We start from the raw sequence: 21,236 nt of genomic DNA, 5'->3' as shown, positions 1-21,236 counted from the left end.
GTATTATGAATATTTTTTATACTAATGTTTTAAACAATAGAGATATCGATAAGGTCATTGTATTAGGCAGTGGCTTATCTATACTTGATCTAACAAAAGAAGAAAAGGAGCATATAAACAGATGTAAATATGTAATTGCTTTTAATAAGTTTATGGCTTTCTATCAGAAAGCAGGTGTTCTCCCGACTCATATATATTTTCATGACAGACACGGTAATTCTATAAATTTTTATAAACATATCTTAGAAGTTTGTTGTAAAGATCGTTTGACACATCTTACTTTTATTACAAATAAAGAATTTGCTCAGAAGTATAAATATTTTTCATTTTTCCGTTTCAATATATTCAGAATCCAACGACGTATATTTCACAAGAAATTAAATGAAAGTGTTACTAATTGGATGGGGGATTATCTATGTAGAAAATTATATAAATATCCCCACAAAAGTACCATATATAGCATTGAGATAACGCCTGAACTGGAGGGTGGAAAATGGGCAGAAAATCTAAATGAGAAAGTATTTCATTATAAAGGAAGTTTGACCTCCGTACTGAATATATGCGGTATCATGTTTCCCGGGAAAGAAATCTTTCTTGTAGGTACAGATTTTAATTCATCTTCTTATTTTTTTGAGGAAGAAATAGAAAAATTAGATTTCGAGTGGAAAGACTTTACATACCAATTAGTTAAGGATGCGGGTATTCATTATAGCTTTCAGCAAACGGATGGAAAAACAATAGAAAATGCGTTTCCATATATCATAAGTTCTGTAAAAAAGACGGGTAATACTCTATATTGCATTAATAGTAATAGTTTATTAATCAAATTAGGTGTTAAATACAAATCTTTACTTTAAGAATTAAATTTATGAACGATAATATACGTCCCATCGCGATATACCTCCCTCAATATCACCCTATACCCGAAAATGACAAAGCCTGGGGTGATGGTTTTACAGAATGGACCAATGTAAAGAAAGCCAAACCTTTATTTGAGGGACATTATCAGCCTCATGTACCTCATGAGGATATCGGTTATTATGATTTACGAGACCCTGGGGTTCTTATAAAACAAGCAGCAATAGCTAAAGAATATGGAATATATGGCTTTGCGTTTTATCATTACTGGTTTAATGGGAAGCAGTTGCTTGAGACTCCTCTGGAAAACATGCTGAAATCAGGAAAACCCGACTTTCCTTTCTTATATATCTGGGCCAATGAGAACTGGACAAAAAGATGGGATGGATTGGATAACGAAATTATCATAAAACAAGATTATTCTCTGGAAGATGATTCAGAGCATATAAAGTATCTCTGTGAACACGTCTTTAGTGACGAGAGATATATCAAAATCGACGGGAAGCCTGTATTTGCAATCTATCGAAGTGAATTATTTCCAGATATCGAAGCTACTCTTAAAATATGGAGATCAAAGGCCAAAAATTATGGATACAACGATTTATATCTCATTCGGGTAGAAAGCTTCATTAAGAACAGTAATCCCTTAGAACTCGGATTCGACGCGGCAATGGAATTTTCACCAAATTTCAATACGTCTGGAGCAAGTATACAGACTAACGGTAGTTTACGTTTCTATGATTATGCAAAAGTCATCAGCTACCAATATCTTAATACTAAACGGTCTTATCCGAGATACAGAACAGTATTCCCGTGTTGGGACAACGTAGCCCGAAAAAAAGAAAATGGTACAGTTTTTATAAACAATATTCTGGAAGCATTTCAATTTTCTTTAAAAGAATCAATTGGATATACAAGAGAAAAATTTAAAGACGACCAGCAGTATTTTTTTATAAATGCTTGGAACGAATGGGGAGAAGGATGCCATATTGAACCGGATAAAAAACATGGATATTTATATTTAGAAACAATATCGGACATCCTGCAAAATAAGCCAATAAAAAATAAAGATAAGTATATCGATTTCTTAGAATTAGATCTCAAAAAATTAATTGAATGTATCCAAACCGAAAAAGATGAATCAGAACATTTAAGACATGAACTATTCCCCTTGCAACAATTAATTAATACGCGTAGGCATAGACTTATAGAGAACCTGCATAACATATACAAGAAGTTAAGAAATGTCTGAAATATCTATCATATTACCCAACTACAATCATGCGCCTTTTTTAAAACAGCGCATTGATAGTATTTTGCATCAGACTTTCCAAGATTTTGAACTGATAATACTGGATGATTGTTCAATAGATAATAGCAGAGAGATTATAGAATTATATAGAAATCACCCAAAAGTCAGCCATGTTGTATATAATACAATCAATTCAGGCTCGACTTTTATACAATGGAACAAAGGCTTTGAATTAGCAAAGGGTGAGTATATCTGGATTGCAGAAAGCGATGATTACGCAGATATCACATTTTTGGAGAAACTGACGAAAGCTGTAGCAGAAAATAGAAATACTGCAATAGCTTATTCAACCTCTTACTTTGTAAATGAAAAAGGGGAAATTACCCGAAACGGATTACGCAGCGAACCATACTTGAAAGCCAAAGCCAGAGGGAAGCTATATAAAATATATAACGGTGTCGATTATATAAAGAAACATCTGATAGACAATAACGATATCTATAATGCAAGTTCAGCAATATTCAAGAAATCTTTTTTAAGTTCCATATCACAAGAATATATGAACTATAAATCATGTGGTGATAATTTGTTTTGGATCGAATTAGCTGCACAAGGTAAAGTAATGTATTATTATGAAAATCTCAATTATTTCAGACAACATAATTCCAAAGTAACACCAAAATCCCTTAGCGGAGGACTATTGTTTGAAGAAGAATTGAAAATATTTCATTACAACATAAAAAAAGGATATGTCTACTGGACAAATAAACTATTGGTTATAGGGCGTTATCTGGCCTGGATGAATACCGTACAGTTCGACCCGGATGAAAAAAAATACGAATTGAGGGCAATGTGGGAGAAAGAAACTTCATTTCCTGTTTTATCCCTGAGATTATATAAAATGAAAGAATGTTGGTTCCGGGTAAAGTTCAAATTTATTCGTATCTTTAATTAAAAAGAATGATAAGAAAATGATACATATAGCCTGTGGTTTGGATAACAATTATGCGCCATATTGCACAATTCTTCTGTATTCGATATTAGAGAATAATAAGCAAGATGATATAACGTTTCACCTCTTAACAAACAATATGAATGAGGTTAACCGTAAAACTATACAGCAAATGGTCGCTGATTATGGGAAAACCGTATTTTTTTATCATATAGACAAAGATTTATTTCAAGATTTCCCTATATCCGGACATATAAACTATGCCACCTACCTGAGATTTCTACTTCCCTCAGTATTAACTGATTTAGATAAAGTATTATATTTGGATTGCGATATGATTGTTGATGGCAATTTAAAAGAGTTATGGGATATTAATATAGAAAATTATGCTATAGCCGGTGTCCGCGATTCCGAAAATGATAATATAAGGCTGTATAACCGTTTAGGTTACGACCCATCGTTGGGATATATCAATGCCGGTGTTCTCCTGATGAATTTAAAGGAGTGGAGAAAGGACAATATCCTTTCGGAAGCAATAAAGAGGATAACTTCTAATCCCAGAAAGTATTGCTATTGGGATCAAGATTTTATCAATGAATTTTATTGTGACAGAAAATTACTTCTTGACTTCAAATTCAATTTAATGGAATTTTTTCTGTTCAGCTATAGTAAATTCATTATAAGCCGGAAATATTTCCGCGATATAGAAAGAGCAATTAAAAAACCAACGATTATCCACTTTTGTGGACATATAAAACCATGGCATATAGAATATTCCAGCCCGATCAAATATATTTTTTGCAAATATGCCGATAAACAAGAATATATTTCAGATATTTATACTTATCAACGTTCAAAAAAACAAAGAATAAAAGATAGAATAGGAAATATTATTTATAGAATTGTTTCCCGTCTGGGGTTGCCACATGAATTATCTATAGATAAAACATGTAGAAACAGATACAGAGGAGATATATACCATATAGAAGATTATTGAGTTATGTGCAAATTCACCATTATTGTCCCTGTATACAATGCTGCTGATTATCTTTCGCGTAGTATAAAAAGTGTATTATCACAATCCGTTCGGGATTTTGAATTAATCCTTGTGAATGATGGTAGCTGTGACAGTTCGGGTGAAATCTGCGATAATTATGCCATCCTGGATAATCGAATCAGGGTTTTTCATCAGGAAAATAAAGGGGCAAGTTCTGCGCGTAATCAAGGACTGGTAATGGCTAATGGTGAATGGGTTCTATTTGTCGATGCTGATGACTGGATAGAACCTATATGGTTGGAAACTCTGATAAAAAAGATACAAACGTTCGATCTGGATTTATATACTTTCGGCTCTCAACGGATCAATAATCAATCCGTAGAATATATTCACTTGCCACCATATACAGTGGAGAATAACCACAATTTTGTTAAAACACCGTACTATAAACATTCTGTATGGGCATATGCATTCAGAAATTCTGTAATACAAAAAAATGATATAAAATTTCCGGATAAATTAAAATATTCGGAAGATCAGGCTTTCTTACTCAAATATATATCAAAGTGCGACAAGATTGTATCATTGAATAAAGTATTATACAATTATTACAATAGTCCCGATTCCGTTGTTAATAGACCAATCAGCATACATAGCAGTATATGTAATATCTGGGCTGCTAATGATTTTCTCGAATTTTGCATTTTGAATAATATTACCGAATCTTTTTTTGAACATCCGGTAAGGCAATTATATGATGATTTTTTTATGTATCTGTCAATGATCCCGGATGTAAATAAAAGAGAAGCGCAAAAAGAATATAAAAAAGCCTATAAAAAAACATTACAACTATATCCGGGATTTGGTAAACATCGGTATTACAAAATTGCATATTATCAGCTATCATTACCTAAATCACTTTCCGAAGGAAAGAATAAGCTAAAAAATATAAAATATAAAATATCTATGTTCTCTAAATTGAAACAAGCAATTTATAATGCTATACATATCAACCAGATTGTTAGAGAAATAGTTTATGAAGAAGTCCAACACAATAAAAATTTTATAAAAATTGAGCGATACAGGCATTTAGCTGAAGAATCTACTACAACCGGAGTCACAACAAGTAAATATTTTGACCATGAAGTAATTGTTTCATTGACCACTTATGGCAAAAGGATACATGACGTTTATCTTACGATTGAAAGCATAATGCATCAAACCGCAAAATCCAATAAAATAATCCTTTGGTTAGCGGAAGATGAATTCACAATGAATACTATACCCATTTCTCTTAAAAGATTAATAGATAGGGGACTCACTATCGAGTTTTGTGAAGATATAAAATCCTATAAAAAACTTGTGCCGGCATTGCAGAAATATCCGGATAGTATCATTATTACAATAGATGACGATGTTGCTTACCAACAAGATCTGATCGAAAATTTATTGCACTCTTATCGAAAAGATCCTGATTTAATTCACTTTTGTCGTGGACACAAAATGAAAATCACAAAAGACGGAATATTGGACAGCTATACCCGATGGGACTTTTTTATCAATAACACCCTCACTGACAAGCTAAATTTTCCGACCGGAGTTGGAGGCATTTTATACCCCCCTCATTGTTTACACGAGGATGTTACAAATGAAAAATTATTCATGGTGCTTTGTCCCACAGCTGATGATATATGGTTTAAGGCAATGTCCTTACTAAAAGGAACATTCTCTAGAAAAGTATATACCCATAATGTAAACGGAATAGACTATACCATATTAAATAATGATATTCAGGATGAAACAGCTCTATGGAATATTAATATTACAAAAAATGATGAGCAAATAAAAAATGTCTTTTCTAAATATGATATATATAAATTATTGATGTAAAAATTGTGACTTGTTTTCCCTGTCCAAATTAATACTGAATCATTAATAACATTTACAATCGAGATGACAACACCCTTATTTTCCATTTTAATAGCTAACTACAACAATGGCTGTTTCCTTGAAGAAGCCTTGGAAAGTATTTATAGGCAATCATATAACAATTGGGAAGTTATAATCGTGGACGATCATTCAGAAGACAATTCATTTACGATATACAATCAATTAAAAAATGATGACCGTATAAAAATATACTACAATAATGAAAATCATGGAGCCGGATTCACAAAAAGAAAATGTGTAGAAATGGCTACTGGTAAAATCTGTGGTTTTCTAGATCCTGATGATGCGTTATTGCCGAATGCTCTAGCCGATATGGTAAAAATTCATACCGAAAAGCCTGAGGTTTCATTAGTGTTTTCTCGGTTCTATTTCTGTAATGAAAATTTGGAAATAAAATCAGAATGCCGATTATTAATTATAAGCGAAAATAAATCATATTTTACGAATAGAGATTATGGACCTGAGCATTTTGCTTCATTCAAAAAGAGCTGTTATGATAAGACCACAGGTATTTCTCCCAACTATCAATTAGCCGTAGATCAGGACCTTTACTTTAGATTAGAAGAAACAGGAGATGTTTATATATTAAATAAATTTACTTATAAATATCGTTCTCACAAAAATGGAATATCCGCATCTATTGATAAGGCAATTTACTGGAATTTAATTGTTCGTCATGATACTTGCTTAAGAAGAAATCTGAATCCCAATAATTATCCTTTGTTAGATTTTGAAGGCTATATCCATTATGTCAGATATACAATATATCACTCACGATCTTATAGGTTGGGTCACAGCATATTAAAACCGATTAATAAAATCAGACAAATGTTACATATATAAATTGGCACAAACTCTAATATATAAAATATTAAAACCCAAAATATGCCAAAACAAGCAGTAGTCATTATACCTGTATATAAACCATTACCCGATAGATATGAAGAGATATCATTCAGGCAGTGCATCAAGATATTATCAAAACATCCGCTTTGTATCGTTACATTCAGCGAATTAAATATAGACTGGTACAAAGACATATTGCAAACATTCAAAGTCGATTTTTCGATAGAATATTTTGATAAGGCATATTTTGAGAGTTTATCAGGTTATAATAAATTAATGTTGAGCAAGCAATTGTATCAACGATTTATAGCTTACGAATATATGTTGATTTATCAACTTGACGCCTACGTATTTAGGGATGAATTAGAGTATTGGTGCCGGCAAGGATATGATTATATTGGAGCCCCTTGGTTTGAAGGCTGGAAAAAACCTACCAAAAAATTTAAAGGAGTGGGAAATGGAGGCTTTTCTCTCAGAAATATACAAACCTCATTATCTGTTTTAAATAAGTTAGACAGATTAAAAAAATACAACACTTTATATACACAACTGAAGATCAACAAACTCACATCGTTTTATGGAGCCTTTATCTTATTCAGGGCACTATTGAATTTGAAAAAGTCCAATGGATATACTTTCTATGAATTAATCTCTGATCGTGAGCCTAAAATGCAAGAAGATGGTGTTTGGGCATTAAATGTACCTTCTATTTTTGATTATAAAGTAGCACCTGTAGAAGAGGCTTTGAAATTTAGTTTTGAAACAAACCCGTCTTTATTATATGAGATGAATGATAATAGATTACCATTTGGATGTCATGCTTGGCTAAAGTATGAATCCGAATTTTGGCAACCCTTCATAAAATATGACTAAACATATGAAATTATCCATTATAACAATCAATTACAACAATGCCATAGGCCTGAAGCGGACAATTGAAAGCGTTATCTCGCAAGATTGTTCCGGAATTGAATATATCGTTATAGATGGAGGTTCTTCCGATACCAGTAAAGATATAATAGAAGAATACAGCAGTCACATAACCTATTGGATTAGCAAACCCGACAATGGCGTATATAATGCAATGAACAAAGGTATTAAACACGCCAACGGAGAATACCTCCTTTTTCTCAATAGCGGGGATACCCTCCTTAAAGATGCCGGACTGACTGGAATTATTGATAAACTGACAGGAGAGGATATAATCTATTACAACCTCGAAATTTGTGATACAACAAACAACAATAAGTTTATCAAGTTCTATCCTGATTATATAGATTTTAAATACCTGATTGAAGACGGACTCCCACATATGGGTACTTTTATAAAAAGAAATGCCCTGATCGATTATGGCGGTTATTCGGAGCAGATGAGAATAGCTTCCGACTGGGCTTTCTTTATCGATGCTATCTGCCTTAATAATGCTTCATATAAACATATCGATGATTGTTTCTCTACATTCTATCTTGACGGAATGAGCTCCGATAGTCAAAACCGCCATATATTAACAGACGAAAGGAATAATCATATTGCTACTATATACCCACTATATCAAAGCTTGTACATTGGCTGGATAGAGAAAAAACAGGAACTGTACAAACTGAAGACATCTGTAAGCGTTAGGTTTCTTAAAAAGATAGGATTATTGAAATGGCTGAAACTATAAATAAGACAACTCCCCTACCCTCGATTTCGGTAATCATTCCCTGTTACAATCAGGCCGAATACCTACCGGAAACACTACAATCGATATTAGAGCAGGACTATACTGATTGGGAATGCATTATAATAGATGACGGTTCACCTGATAATACCCGCGAAGTAGCCGCACAGTGGACAGAAAAAGATCAGCGTTTCAGATATTTCAGAAAAGAGAACGGCGGACTGTCCGACGCCCGCAATTTCGGCATAAAACATGCTTCAGGAAAATACATCCTGCCATTGGATTCTGATGATAAGATAAGCCCCCAATATATTAGCGAAGCTGTGGATGTTCTCGAAGAAGATCCGAAAGTGAAGGTCGTTTATAGCAATCTCATCTTATTCGGGACGAAAAACCAAAAGCTTAAAACCCCCGACTATAACTATAAAAGATTATTCACCGAGAACCCTATATTCTGCTCGGGGATATACAGGCGAAGTGATTTCCTGCAAACAGGAGGTTACAATACCAATATGGCAGGAGGGCTCGAAGATTGGGACTTTTGGCTGGGATTTATCAAAGAAGAAGACAAAGTCGTAAAATTGGAAAAATACCATTTCTACTATCGCATAAAAGAGGTTTCGATGCTTTCGTCCCTTGACAAAGAGAAAAATGAGCGATTATTACTACAAATCTTCAAGAATCATGTACCTTTGTTCCTCGAATACACCAACCCTCTAAGAAATCATATTGAAGCTACCTATTATAAATGGGAGGCTGATTTATACAAAAAATCGATAGAATATAAGATAGGAGACTTCTTTTATTCACCGTTCAAATTTTTCAGGAAAGTATTCCGACGGATTTTTTCCGGAGAAAAGGACTGATACAAACTATTATGAAGATAAACGTCATACTCATCACTTATAATCAGGCTGCATATATGCCTCAGACGCTCGAAAGCATACTGATGCAGGAAACTGTGCATGATGTAGAGATTATTGTGGCTGACGATTGTTCTACTGATAATACAGTGAATATCATAAAAGAATACGAGAATAAGACCGGGTTCAAATTCATACACCTTCAAAAATCCCATAATGTAGGCTATAATAAAAATTACCAGCAAGCTTTTGCCGCCTGCACTGGTGATTATGTAGCCATTATGGAAGGAGATGATTATTGGCTGAAGCCGAATCATTTACAAAATCACATAGACCATCTTGAAGTCGAACCCAAATCTTCGATGAGTTACAACAGGCACCTGCGTCTGTTTATCGACCAAGACAGAGACGAAATATTCGATTGGACAGCAAATAATGATTATGAACTCATTACCACCGAGCAACTGGCTTTGGGAAACAAGATAGGTAACCTGTCATGTTGTGTTTTCAAGGGAAAGCATGTGCAAAACCTTGATCCCAGGCTGTTCGATATGGAAATTGCCGACTGGATGCTGGGAATGTATATGGGACAATTCGGACCTTTACTCTATCTTGAAGATGTTACGTCGGCTTATCGTATACATGACAACGGCCAATGGTCGAAGATGGACGATAAAACGCAATATCTGCGAATCATTGAATTCATAAACGAGTACGACAAATACTTCAACTATAAATATACAAAAGCTTTTACAAAACATAAACGGAGGCTGGAAATACTACTCTATGGCGACAAATCGCTACGGGGACGTATAAAAAACATTACCCCGGGTTTTATTAGGAAAATATACCGGAAACTTTAGAAAACAAAGATTATGAGTAAACAAATATTTGTAACGCAACCGGCACTACCGCCATTAGAAGAATTCATCCCTTATCTGCAACAGATATGGGACAATAAAATATTGACCAACAACGGGCCTTTTCACCAACAGTTTGAGCAGGAACTGGCCGATTATCTCGGTGTGAAATATATCTCGGTATTCTCTAACGGAACACTGGCTCTCATTACAGCATTGCAGGCTCTGCGTATAACAGGAGAAGTAATTACTACGCCGTTCAGCTTTGTCGCTACCACCCATTCCCTTTGGTGGAATAATATAAAGCCTGTATTTGTGGACATCGACGATAAATATTACAATATAGACCCGGCAAAGATCGAAGCGGCCATAACACCGCAAACAACAGCGATCATGCCTGTGCATGTATATGGCAATCCTTGCAATGTAGAGGAAATACAACGTATCGCCGATATATACGGCCTGCGTGTAATCTATGATGCAGCCCATGCTTTTTCAGTAAAGAAAGACGGACAGTCGGTGATGAACTGGGGCGACCTTTCCATACTGAGTTTCCATGCCACAAAAGTATATAACACGATTGAAGGCGGTGCTATCGTTTGTCAGGATGAAAAGACCAAGCAACGCATCGACTTACTCAAGAACTTCGGGTTCCGCAACGAAACCACTGTCATAGAACCGGGTATCAATGCCAAGATGAATGAGTTACAAGCAGCTTACGGGTCCCTTCAGCTCAAATATGTTGACAGCTATATAGCCAAACGCCTGGAATTGGCAAAATTATATGATAGCCTGCTGAAAGATATCCCTGGAGTATCTTACATGGAAGTAGCCGAAGGAGTACAGCACACCTACCCGTATTATCCTGTGCGCATCAATACGGCAGAATACGGCATGAACCGGGACGAACTTTATTTCAAATTACAGGAATATGATATTTTCGGACGCCGCTACTTCTACCCGCTTATCAGCGATTTCCCTACATACAAAGGATTACCGTCGGCAAGCGTGGCTAACCTCCCGATAGCAGGGCAGGTATCAAAAGAAATCGTATGCCTTCCTATATATGCCAATCTGGAATTTGACGAAGTGCGCCGAATCTGCGATTTAATAAAAAATAAACCTTGGAAGAAATGAGGCTGGGGATAATGCAGCCTTACTTTTTGCCGTATATCGGATATTTTCAATTGCTGAATGCTGTTGATAAATATGTGATATACGACAATATTCAATATACCAAGAAAGGCTGGATTAACAGGAACCGGATTCTGCAAAACGGTAAAGATTTGATGATTACTATTCCGCTGGAAAAAGATTCGGATTATCTGGATGTCAAAGAACGAAGTTTATCTGTTGGTTTCGATAAAAAGAAATTATTAAATCAAATAAGAGAATCTTATAGGAAAGCTCCTTATCTTGAACAGGTAATGCCTTTAACAGAGAGAATCGTCAATTTCGACGATAACAATCTGTTTCATTATATAGATAACTCTGTTCGCAAAATATGCAGATATTTGGAAATTAATACAGAGATAATTATATCCTCTTCCCTCAATGTCGACCATTCACTAAAAGGGCAGGATAAAGTAATTGCAATCTGTAAGGAACTGAATGCTACGGATTATTATAATGCAATTGGGGGACAAGAGTTATATTCTTCCGATGCATTCAAGAAAGAAGATATAAGCCTGCATTTTATTTCCTCCAATCCGATTGAGTATAAGCAATTCGCAAATGAATTTGTACCCTGGCTTTCTATATTGGATGTAATGATGTTCAATCCGGTGGAGAAAATAAAGAGTATGCTAAATGACTATAAACTAATTAACTGATATGCCAATGTGCCAATATAGTGAGAAGCTAATGGCTAATGGCTAGGAGCTAAAGGCTTTTAACGATGAAAGAAATAGGAGGATACTTCGAACTTCAGCTCCGCAAAGGCGAGCATTATCACAAAGGAGCAGTACAACTGAATACTGCCCGTAATTGCCTTGAATATATTCTGAGAGCAAAAAAGTATAAGAAGATATATATACCATATCTCAACTCGGAGGTAATATGGGAGCCTATAAAGAAATTAGGTATCGAGTGTGAATTCTACTCCGTCGATTTCAAAATAGACCCGATCTTCGATAAGAAACTGGCCGGGGATGAAGTATTCCTTTACTCAGACATATATGGAATCAAATGCAATACAGTCGAAAAACTAGTCCGGAGGTTTGGCAAGCAACTCATTGTGGATAATACCCATGCATTCTATTCCCGTCCATATGAAGGAATAGATACAATCTACTCTCCACGCAAGTTTTTTGGACTACCCGATGGTGCATACCTTTATACAGATACATTGCTGGATGAAGTATTCGGGAAGGATAATGCCATTCCGCATATGACGCACCTGATGAAGCGTATCGAATATGGGAATGCGGGTGCAGCCTATCAGGATTATCTCGACTATTGCGCCAGTCTCATTGATCAGCCGATAAAAAGAATGTCTAATCTGGCAAATGCCTTGCTGGCGAATATAGACTATGAGAATCTGAAACAAAGACAGATAAGCAACTTCAAGTATCTGCATTCAGTCTTGGGTAAAGACAATATATATGAGTTCGACAACTTCCCCGAAGATACTTGTCCGCTCAGCTATATGTTTTACTCAGAAGACCCTGATCTGAGAAAAAAGCTGATAGACAATAAGATTTTTGTATCTACATACTGGAAAGCAACACTGGACTTGGTACAAAAAGATTCTGCCGAATACAGGATTGTAAATTATCTGCTACCTTTACCTTGCGACCATAGGTATAACGAGGAAGATATGAAACGGATCATAGATGTGATATATAGCTAAAATGACTGAACAGAAAAACATAATGGTCTCTGTTTCCATGATAACCTACAATCATGAGAAGTTCATTGCCGAAGCCATCGAGGGAGTTGTGATGCAAAAAACAACTTTCCCTTTCGAACTCGTTATCGGCGAGGATTGCAGTACCGATAACACGCGGGCCATATGCATCGAATATCAGAAAAAATATCCTGATATTATCAAGTTGAGACTACCCGAAACCAATCAAGGTATGATGCTCAACTGGATAAACAATATAACCTCCGGACAGGGCAAATACGTTGCTCTTTGCGATGGAGACGACTACTGGACCGACCCTTATAAATTGCAAAAACAGGTAGACTTCATGGAAGCTAATCCCGATTTCGCGATGTGTTCTCACAAAGTTCATACGCTCATGTGTGGCGTTTTGGACGAAAATATAGAAATGGAACGGGATATACTGACTACGGAAGACCTTATCAGCAAAGACTGGGGATTGCTCACTGCTTCTATCTTTTTCCGTAAAGATGCGCATAAAACACCCGACTGGTATTATACAGTAAAGAATGGGGACTATGCCCTGCAACTCATTGTTTCCCTCTCGGGTAAAATCAAGTTCTTACCTGAATATATGGCTGTGTACCGGCAACATCTGGGCGGAATGTCATCAACTCTGAAACCTTTGAACCAAACCGCATGGATGGTATATTTATTGCATGAGTTTGATAAGTATACCAGTCATAAGTATAAAAAGATTGTCAAAGAGCGCATAAAAAGGATGTACAAGGTACAAATTTACTATGCCAAAGGTTACAGACTGAGAAAAGCCGCTGCTGTTCTCTCCTTATTCCAAAAGCTTGTATTCATTAATCCTTTCCTTATAGAATCGCAACGTAAATAAAATATGAAACTGTCCATAATAACCATCAACCTGAATGACGAAACTGGTCTAAAAAAGACCATTGACAGTGTTGTTTCACAAACATTTACCGACTATGAATTTATCATCATTGACGGAAAATCCACTGACGGCAGTGTAGACCTTATCCGCAAATATGAAGATAAAATCTCATACTGGGTAAGCGAAAAGGACAGCGGCATATATAACGCTCAAAACAAAGGCATAAAACAAGCCAAAGGGGAATACCTATACTTTCTCAACTCCGGCGATGCCTTATATGAAAAAGATACCCTTGAGAAGGTCTTTACAGGCGATCCGCATACCCCTTTCATCTGCGGCAGCTTCTATATGGAGCAAAAAGGCAAACTGGAAGCCGACACCTCATATAAAGACCGCGACTGGCATATAGCCATCTACGAACTGTTTTCCGGATTCCTTTGCCATCAGGCATTCTTTATTCATCGCAGCAACTTCGAAAAATATGGACTATATGACGAGACCCTGCGGGTAGTAGCCGACTGGAAACTATTCTTTCAGGGAATAGGAATACACCAGCTACCTGTAAAGTATGTAGACACATTTATAGTCATCTACAATATGGAGGGCTTCAGTACACAAATCGGCGGCAGTGTTATATATCCTGAAAAGCTGAAAGTCTGCCGTGAATTCCTCAACGAAAATGCTGTAAAAAAACTGGAACGGCTCTATTATCTAGAACAAAATGGTTTTGTGACCGATATTATGAAGTCTAAACGTTGGATATACAACGGATTCCGTGCATTCTGCAAAATCGGGCGTATCTTCGGTTTTGTAAAGGGCTAATCCATCACATTTACTTCGCTTTCGGGTATATTTGCAGAACGTATGCGCCATTCCTGCGGGTAAAGGTTATTAGCGCGATTCCCTATATTTTTCACAAATCCTATTGGAATGTTCTTATATGTCAGAAGAATATAGCCTTTCGGTATATCCTGTAATATCAGGGCTTCCTTTCTTAGATAGCTTATAGCTGTTTTCCAATCCATATCGTAAGTTTCAAAGGCTTTTACATTCAGATAATTGCTTAAAGCCAACGATTGCGCAGGAATAAAATCCTTTCCTTTAAATTCACCCAGACAAATACCTTCCGATACAATATTCAGACTCGAATTTAAAATACAGACATCATTATACAGTTCCTCCGTAAAGGCATACCAGGAATCACCCTTCGAATAAAATACAAATTGCTCTTTATCCGAGATATAATCTTTGTATTGATCAGGCAATTCCACTCTGTTCTTTTTCTCATTCCTTTTTCTCCTGAAGTCGGTACGAACACCCTCTTCTTGCTGCTTCCGCAACAAAGCAAAGAAAAAACCTTCCCCTTTTGTCTTGTGAGGAAAAAAGCGATAGGCAGGGATATCCTCCACAAAAGACGGGCTTATCCCCCACTCTTCCTGTATATCTACAGGTAATACTTCGGCTCCTAATTCATCGCGAATCCACTCCACATTTTCTTCATTCTCTTCCTGATTATAAGTACATGTACTGTATAATAATAATCCGTCGGGCTTTAATGCAGGCCAGATATCCGCTAAAATCCGTTGCTGCCGTTCTTTACATAATCTTACATTATCCACAGACCACTCGGATATTGCTCCCTCATCTTTCCGGAACATCCCCTCACCCGAACAGGGAGCATCGACAAGTATGATATCGAAGAAGCCTTTCAGTTTGCCTATTTGAGCAGGATCATTGTTTATTACCACGACATTCGGATTGCCCCATTTAGTCATATTTTCAGACAAAACATTTGCCCGCGAACGGATTACCTCATTCGATACCAACAAGCTATCTTTGTTCAATAAATCGGCTATCAGAGTAGATTTGCCGCCGGGAGCCGCACACAAATCCAAAACTCTTACATCTCCCTCAACATACTGCTTCAACGCCTGCCCTACAAACATGGAAGACGCTTCCTGTACATAGTAACATCCCGCATGAAACAACGGATCGAACGTAAATTGCGGCCGTTTGTCGAGATAGTAACCTGTTTCGCACCAGGGAACTTTTACTCCGGATATTCCTTTTCCCTTCTTTCGGCTCAAACGGATGCTGGTTGGTGAATCACTGCTTAATGCGGCGATAAGCTCATTCCATTCTTCTCTCAGGAGCGGTTTGGTCCGTATTATAAAATCATCAGGTAAATTCATTTTTTTCATTTATTGGCCCCCACTCCCCGAGAGGTGACTTTAGATACTACTCACTCTCTCCGAAGCCCCCTTAGGTAGGCTGGAGGATTAAAAGGTAACAAAGGTAACACTTTTTCCATTTTTTTCACCTGCTACATATTTCATTTTCTACGTCTCTTTTTCCTTTTACTCTGTTGACTCGCAGCCTTTCGATTATTATTAGCAATCAGTTTCCGCTTTATTTCCTGACGGGCTGCAAACGCCTTATCCATCCGCTCAAAATATTCATTCATTTCTGCTTCATCAATCTCAGAGCTATCTTCATCGCCATTCTCTGCTATGTACTGTTCCATATCATCATCTTCCACCTCCGCTATCTCTGCTGGTACAAGTACGGGTTCTCTCTCCGGCTCCTCATTTTGTTCGGATGTTTCAATTCTACTGTTTTCCTCACCTTTCCTTGAGTCGGATTGCTCCTCGTCTTGCGGTGGACGGGAAAGGCTTTTCCTGTCCTGCCTGTCCAACAGCAGTTTTATGGTACGCAGATCGGGCAGGCAATTCTTCCGTTTTATCGTTTTCGATTGTAAGGACACTCTCTCCGGATTACAGGGATCAGGCAGGTAAATCTCTTTTTCTTCAACCATGATATATCCGTCGAGCCGTTTTTTCAGGGACGAATATAACATCTGGCGAGTTCTTTCCTCCCGCTGATTCTCGGCCTTAGCTATTTCCCTCGCCAGTTCGGGCTTGGTGTCTTTCCACATGTAAAATGTTTTACGGCTGATACCCATTACCCTGCATATTTCAGCTACCGAACAAAAATCATCTTCTATCAGGGATACGATTTTTTCTACTGATTCTTCACTATACTTTGCCATAAGGTTTTTATGGTATAGATAAATGATTTGGGTTTTGATAATGATTTGAAATATAAAATTGTTCGATTTAGATGCTTCATTATCAAACAATCTACAAACAAAATTATCTAAAGAATGTCAAAAACAGAACTTTCCCTATAACGATATGGTTCAAAAAGGTGTGTTTAGTTTGTTTTTTTAGTATTTTTGTGCCTGCATAATGCAGTATTGGAGGAAAAAGTATAACTGAATGATTTCAAAGATAATAGCCAGTCAGAAAATAACAGAGGTAGAAGAGTTACTCGACAAATATGATAAAATAGTGATTGTGACACATGTATCGCCTGATGGTGATGCTATTGGATCATCTTTGGGATTATATCATTATCTGAACAATTTGGGCAACAATGTAAATGTAATTGTTCCAAATTCTTTTCCCGATTTTCTGAAATGGATACCCGGTGCGAAGGATATTCTCGATTATGAAAAATATCCTGAATTTGCGCAAAAGTTGATAGCTGAGGCTGAATTGATATTCTGCCTCGACTTTAATGTACCAAAACGCTCTTATCATTTAGGGCCTTTTATAGAAGCGGCAAAAGGGAAAAAGGTATTGATAGATCATCATCCCGAACCAACCGATTTTTGTGATGTGATGATCTCATATCCCGAAATATCATCGACCAGCGAGCTCATTTTCCGTCTCATTTGCCGTATGGGTGATTTTGAAGTGATGAGCCACGAAAGCGCTACCGCGATCTATACCGGAATGATGACCGATACGGGTGCATTTACCTATAATTCCAATAGTGCCGAAATCTATTACATTATAGGTGAATTGCTAAAAAAAGGCATAAACAAAGACCAGATATACTCGAATGTATATCATAATTATTCAGAAGACCGTTACCGGATGCTGGGTTTTACCCTGTCTGAAAAGATGAAGATATATCCTGAATATAATTCGGCTTTGATATGGCTGACAAATGAAGAACAGAAAAGATATAAAGTAAAAAAAGGCGACACAGAGGGCTTTGCCAATCTGCCTTTAAATATTAAAGGAATTATTTTCTCTGTTTTTATACGTGAAGACAATGAAATGATAAAAATTTCGTTTCGTTCTCAGAAGGACTTTCCTAGCAACAAGTTTGCAGCTCAATGTTACAATGGTGGAGGCCATCTTAATGCTTCGGGAGGGGAATTTTACGGAACAATGGATGAGGCAATCGCTATATTTGAAAAAGCATTGCCGGAATATGCTGATTTATTGACAAAGAAATAAAGTATTACTAAATATATAAAAGAATACATGAGAAAGATTATTGGCGCAATATTTACTTTTATGAGCTTAGCGATTGTATTTTCTGCATGTGGCGGAGAAACATATGCTGATAAACTGAAACAAGAAAAGAAAGGTCTCGAACGCTTTATAAATGATAATAAGATTACGACCAGAGGAACATATCCGGCCGATCATAAATTTGCCGATAACGAGTATTATCTGGATGAAAATACCGGGGTTTATTTCCGGGTGATCGATCCGGGAGATGAAAGTAAACTGCCGGTAAAAGGAAAAACAGACGTGTATCTCAGATATGAGAGTATTCTTAATTTGCTGAACGAAAACGATACGTTGGCTCAAAATAATTTTCAGGGTACATATATGACTTTCCGCTATGGAAATACATCCACATATATGGGTAGCGGCACTTCTACTACCTATCAACTTCAGATGTATTACTTCCTGTCTCAGGCATGTGTTTTGCCTTTAGAACAAGGATTAGGAAATGGCGCTGAAGTTAGCCTGATTGTTCCGTTTGCAAACGGGTCTACTTATCAGCAGGCAAATTACATTCCGATGTTTTATGGCCGTTTGAGATACCAATTTACATTGGATGAAACCGAAGAAACTAAAGAGTAAATAGAAAGATGGCCTTAATAAAATCTATATCAGGAATACGGGGGACTATCGGTGGCAGAGTCGGTGATGGCCTCAATCCGCTTGATACGGTGAAATTCGTATCTGCATACGCTTCTTTTATAAGGGAAAATGTAAAGAATGGTTCCAATGCTATTGTTGTTGGTCGCGACGCCCGTATTTCGGGAAAAATGATGGAGCAGATAGTTGTAGGTACGCTTATGGGGATGGGATTCGATGTGGTAAATATCGGTTTGGCGACAACACCTACTACCGAACTCGCTGTCGCTATGGAACATGCCTGTGGTGGAATTATCCTTACAGCAAGTCACAATCCAAAGCAATGGAATGCATTGAAACTGCTCAACGAAAATGGAGAGTTTCTCAATGCTAAGGAAGGCGAAGAGGTTCTTCGTATAGCCGAAAGCGAAGATTTTCATTATGCACATATCGACCATATTGGCAGTATTAAAGAGAAAGATTATACAGACAAACATATACAGGCAGTCCTCGACCTTACATTGGTAGATGTGGAAGCCATTAAAGCGGCTGACTTTGAAGTCTCTATCGACTGCGTCAATTCTGTAGGCGGCATTGTTATTCCCAAGCTGTTAAAGGCATTGGGTGTAAATAAAATAAACGAATTGTACTGTACTCCTAACGGTGAATTTCCGCACAATCCGGAACCGCTTCCGGAGCACTTGAAAGATATATCGATAATGATGAAAACCACATCGTCCGATGTCGGTTTTGTTGTTGATCCCGATGTAGACCGTCTGGCAATTATTTGCGAAAATGGTGATATGTTTGGTGAAGAATATACGCTGGTTGCAGTAGCCGACTATGTATTGAAGCATACTCCGGGCAATACTGTGTCCAATCTTAGCTCGAGTCGGGCATTGCGCGATGTGACACGTAAATACGGTTGTGAATACAATCCTGCTGCAGTAGGAGAAGTAAATGTGACTACCAAGATGAAAGCTACCGATGCTGTTATAGGTGGAGAAGGAAATGGCGGGGTTATCTATCCGGCCAGCCACTATGGGCGCGATTCGCTGGTGGGTATTGCTTTGTTCCTGTCGCATCTGGCACACGAAAAAAAGAAAGTAAGTGAGGTACGCGCGTCTTATCCACAGTACTATATAGCAAAACAGAAAGTAGAACTGACTCCCGGACTCGATGTGGATGGCATACTGAAGGCTGTTAAAGACAAATTCAGCCAATATGATGTAACGGATATAGATGGTGTAAAAATAGATTTCCCCGACAAATGGGTACACCTTCGCAAATCGAATACCGAGCCTATTATCCGAGTATATTCCGAAGCGCATACAATGAAAGAGGCCGAAGAAATAGGCGGCGAAATAATGAATGTAATCAGGCAGTTGGCAAAATAAATAAGGCTGATGCTAAAAAAATATAGGATAACAATCTTTTTCTTTATAGATTTGTTATCCTTTTTTTATGTCAGGTCGCAGACTTATTTATTATTTTTATATCTATAGCAACAATAGCTGGTTACGATCAAATAACGTTGCATCAGATATATCTTTTGCTTATTAAGTGAAACATTATGGCTAAAATAGAAACATTTAAAGGTTTTACTCCGGAAACATTCAGGTTCTTTAACGACCTGAAAGAGAATAATTATAAAGAATGGTTCGATGAACACAAGCATATCTACGAAAAGGAGGTCTTGAACCCGTTGAAAGCCTTAGTTACTACATTATCGCCTGCTATGCACAATATAGATACTTCTTTCGAATTGCGCCCACATCGCTGTCTGTCGAGAATATACCGCGACATCCGCTTTTCGAAGAATAAAGATCCGTATAAAGATTTTATGTGGATGGCATTTCAGATACCTGTTACAAATGATATCTGGAAAGATTATCCGGGCTATTTTCTTGAAATTTCCGGTGAGGGATATGCATTAGGACTGGGGCTTTTCCAACCGAAGAAGAAAGTAATGGATGCATTCAGGGAAGAGATAACCTATGATGCAGAAGAATTCCGTAAAGTAACCCAAAAGACTGTATTAGACAGGGGGTATGTTATAAACGGCGAAGAATACAAACGTCCGATAGCTAACAACTTACCCGAATATTTCCAGCCATGGATACAGCGCAAAGGTATATGGGTGAGCAAACACAGACCGGTAGGAGAAGAGTTATTCTCCGCTGATTTTGCTAACCTGATGAAAGAAGACTTTGTGGCTATGGAATGGCTCTATAACTTTATGAAAGAAGTAACGATGGATTAATCGTCAATTTTTTAACTTACAACCCATAACTCTTAATTCATAATTAAAAATATAT

At 37.0% G+C, this 21,236-nt stretch carries 22 protein-coding genes; 20 read left to right on the top strand and 2 right to left on the bottom strand.

What is annotated here, in order from left to right:
- Positions 1-5: 5 nt before the first annotated feature.
- From QZL88_RS17795 to QZL88_RS17725, 15 genes are all read left to right on the top strand, one after another.
- Positions 6-857 carry a hypothetical protein gene (locus QZL88_RS17795; protein WP_296943415.1) on the top strand — a complete coding sequence of 284 codons (852 nt, stop codon included), beginning with the start codon at positions 6-8 and terminating at the stop codon, positions 855-857.
- A gap of 11 nt (positions 858-868) precedes the next feature.
- Positions 869-2,110 carry a glycoside hydrolase family 99-like domain-containing protein gene (locus tag QZL88_RS17790; protein WP_296943411.1) on the top strand — a complete coding sequence of 414 codons (1,242 nt, stop codon included), beginning with the start codon at positions 869-871 and terminating at the stop codon, positions 2,108-2,110.
- Entirely contained in the window at positions 2,103-3,065 is a 963-nt protein-coding gene (locus QZL88_RS17785) for a glycosyltransferase (protein WP_296943409.1), read from the top strand. The genes QZL88_RS17790 and QZL88_RS17785 overlap by 8 nt, the downstream gene beginning before the upstream one ends.
- Positions 3,066-3,081: 16 nt before the next feature.
- Positions 3,082-4,059, top strand: a complete 978-nt coding sequence (locus QZL88_RS17780) for a glycosyltransferase family 8 protein (RefSeq protein ID WP_296943406.1) — start codon at positions 3,082-3,084, stop codon at positions 4,057-4,059.
- A 3-nt stretch (positions 4,060-4,062) separates the two neighbouring features.
- Positions 4,063-5,949 carry a glycosyltransferase family 2 protein gene (locus QZL88_RS17775; RefSeq protein WP_296943403.1) on the top strand — a complete coding sequence of 629 codons (1,887 nt, stop codon included), beginning with the start codon at positions 4,063-4,065 and terminating at the stop codon, positions 5,947-5,949.
- A gap of 63 nt (positions 5,950-6,012) precedes the next feature.
- Positions 6,013-6,852, top strand: coding sequence for a glycosyltransferase (locus tag QZL88_RS17770; protein WP_296943401.1), 840 nt, complete (start codon positions 6,013-6,015; stop codon positions 6,850-6,852).
- A 42-nt stretch (positions 6,853-6,894) separates the two neighbouring features.
- Positions 6,895-7,728 (top strand): DUF5672 family protein, encoded by an 834-nt coding sequence (locus QZL88_RS17765; RefSeq protein ID WP_296943397.1) that lies wholly within the window; start codon positions 6,895-6,897, stop codon positions 7,726-7,728.
- 4 nt (positions 7,729-7,732) lie between these two features.
- Complete coding sequence (locus QZL88_RS17760; protein ID WP_296943395.1) at positions 7,733-8,521, top strand: glycosyltransferase family 2 protein; 789 nt, start codon at positions 7,733-7,735, stop codon at positions 8,519-8,521.
- Positions 8,506-9,384: a glycosyltransferase family A protein gene (locus QZL88_RS17755; RefSeq protein WP_296943391.1), complete on the top strand. Its 879-nt coding sequence runs from the start codon at positions 8,506-8,508 to the stop codon at positions 9,382-9,384. Before QZL88_RS17760 ends, QZL88_RS17755 begins: the two co-directional genes overlap by 16 nt.
- Before the next feature lie 11 nt (positions 9,385-9,395).
- Entirely contained in the window at positions 9,396-10,244 is an 849-nt protein-coding gene (locus QZL88_RS17750) for a glycosyltransferase (RefSeq protein WP_296943386.1), read from the top strand.
- A gap of 12 nt (positions 10,245-10,256) precedes the next feature.
- Positions 10,257-11,378: a DegT/DnrJ/EryC1/StrS family aminotransferase gene (locus QZL88_RS17745; RefSeq protein WP_296943382.1), complete on the top strand. Its 1,122-nt coding sequence runs from the start codon at positions 10,257-10,259 to the stop codon at positions 11,376-11,378.
- Positions 11,375-12,073 (top strand): WbqC family protein, encoded by a 699-nt coding sequence (locus QZL88_RS17740; protein WP_296943380.1) that lies wholly within the window; start codon positions 11,375-11,377, stop codon positions 12,071-12,073. The genes QZL88_RS17745 and QZL88_RS17740 overlap by 4 nt, the downstream gene beginning before the upstream one ends.
- 65 nt (positions 12,074-12,138) lie before the next feature.
- Positions 12,139-13,092 (top strand): hypothetical protein, encoded by a 954-nt coding sequence (locus QZL88_RS17735; protein ID WP_296943378.1) that lies wholly within the window; start codon positions 12,139-12,141, stop codon positions 13,090-13,092.
- A 1-nt stretch (position 13,093) separates the two neighbouring features.
- Positions 13,094-13,972, top strand: a complete 879-nt coding sequence (locus tag QZL88_RS17730) for a glycosyltransferase (protein ID WP_296943376.1) — start codon at positions 13,094-13,096, stop codon at positions 13,970-13,972.
- Positions 13,973-13,975: 3 nt separating this feature from the next.
- A complete protein-coding gene (locus QZL88_RS17725; RefSeq protein WP_296943373.1) occupies positions 13,976-14,794 on the top strand; it encodes a glycosyltransferase family 2 protein in 819 nt (272 codons plus the stop codon).
- Here QZL88_RS17725 and QZL88_RS17720 read toward each other — a convergent pair.
- The gene (locus tag QZL88_RS17720; protein WP_296945135.1) at positions 14,791-16,164 is read right to left on the bottom strand and encodes an rRNA cytosine-C5-methyltransferase; all 1,374 of its coding nucleotides are present in this window, start codon (positions 16,162-16,164) and stop codon (positions 14,791-14,793) included. The genes QZL88_RS17725 and QZL88_RS17720 overlap by 4 nt on opposite strands.
- A gap of 12 nt (positions 16,165-16,176) precedes the next feature.
- On the opposite strand from QZL88_RS17720, the gene QZL88_RS21230 reads away from it, so the two are divergent.
- On the top strand, positions 16,177-16,242 hold the full coding sequence (locus QZL88_RS21230) for a CRISPR-associated DxTHG motif protein (protein WP_363927932.1): 66 nt from the start codon (positions 16,177-16,179) through the stop codon (positions 16,240-16,242).
- A gap of 62 nt (positions 16,243-16,304) precedes the next feature.
- On the opposite strand, the gene QZL88_RS17715 is transcribed toward QZL88_RS21230, so the two are convergent.
- Entirely contained in the window at positions 16,305-17,021 is a 717-nt protein-coding gene (locus tag QZL88_RS17715) for a phBC6A51 family helix-turn-helix protein (protein WP_296943370.1), read from the bottom strand.
- Between the two features lie 229 nt (positions 17,022-17,250).
- On the opposite strand from QZL88_RS17715, the gene QZL88_RS17710 reads away from it, so the two are divergent.
- The 4 genes from QZL88_RS17710 to QZL88_RS17695 all read left to right on the top strand — a co-directional run bounded on the left by QZL88_RS17710 (position 17,251) and on the right by QZL88_RS17695 (position 21,181).
- Positions 17,251-18,282: a DHH family phosphoesterase gene (locus QZL88_RS17710; protein WP_296943367.1), complete on the top strand. Its 1,032-nt coding sequence runs from the start codon at positions 17,251-17,253 to the stop codon at positions 18,280-18,282.
- 27 nt (positions 18,283-18,309) lie between these two features.
- Entirely contained in the window at positions 18,310-18,921 is a 612-nt protein-coding gene (locus tag QZL88_RS17705) for a DUF4827 family protein (RefSeq protein WP_296943363.1), read from the top strand.
- Between the two features lie 8 nt (positions 18,922-18,929).
- Positions 18,930-20,315: a phosphoglucosamine mutase gene (gene glmM / locus QZL88_RS17700; RefSeq protein WP_296943361.1), complete on the top strand. Its 1,386-nt coding sequence runs from the start codon at positions 18,930-18,932 to the stop codon at positions 20,313-20,315.
- A 176-nt stretch (positions 20,316-20,491) separates the two neighbouring features.
- Positions 20,492-21,181, top strand: a complete 690-nt coding sequence (locus QZL88_RS17695; RefSeq protein ID WP_296943359.1) for a DUF2461 domain-containing protein — start codon at positions 20,492-20,494, stop codon at positions 21,179-21,181.
- Positions 21,182-21,236: the final 55 nt, after the last annotated feature.

Source organism: uncultured Dysgonomonas sp., from assembly GCF_900079725.1.
GTDB lineage: Bacteria > Bacteroidota > Bacteroidia > Bacteroidales > Dysgonomonadaceae > Dysgonomonas.
Note: the sequence above shows the minus strand (reverse complement) of the source record. Positions and strands in the feature narration are given on the sequence as shown.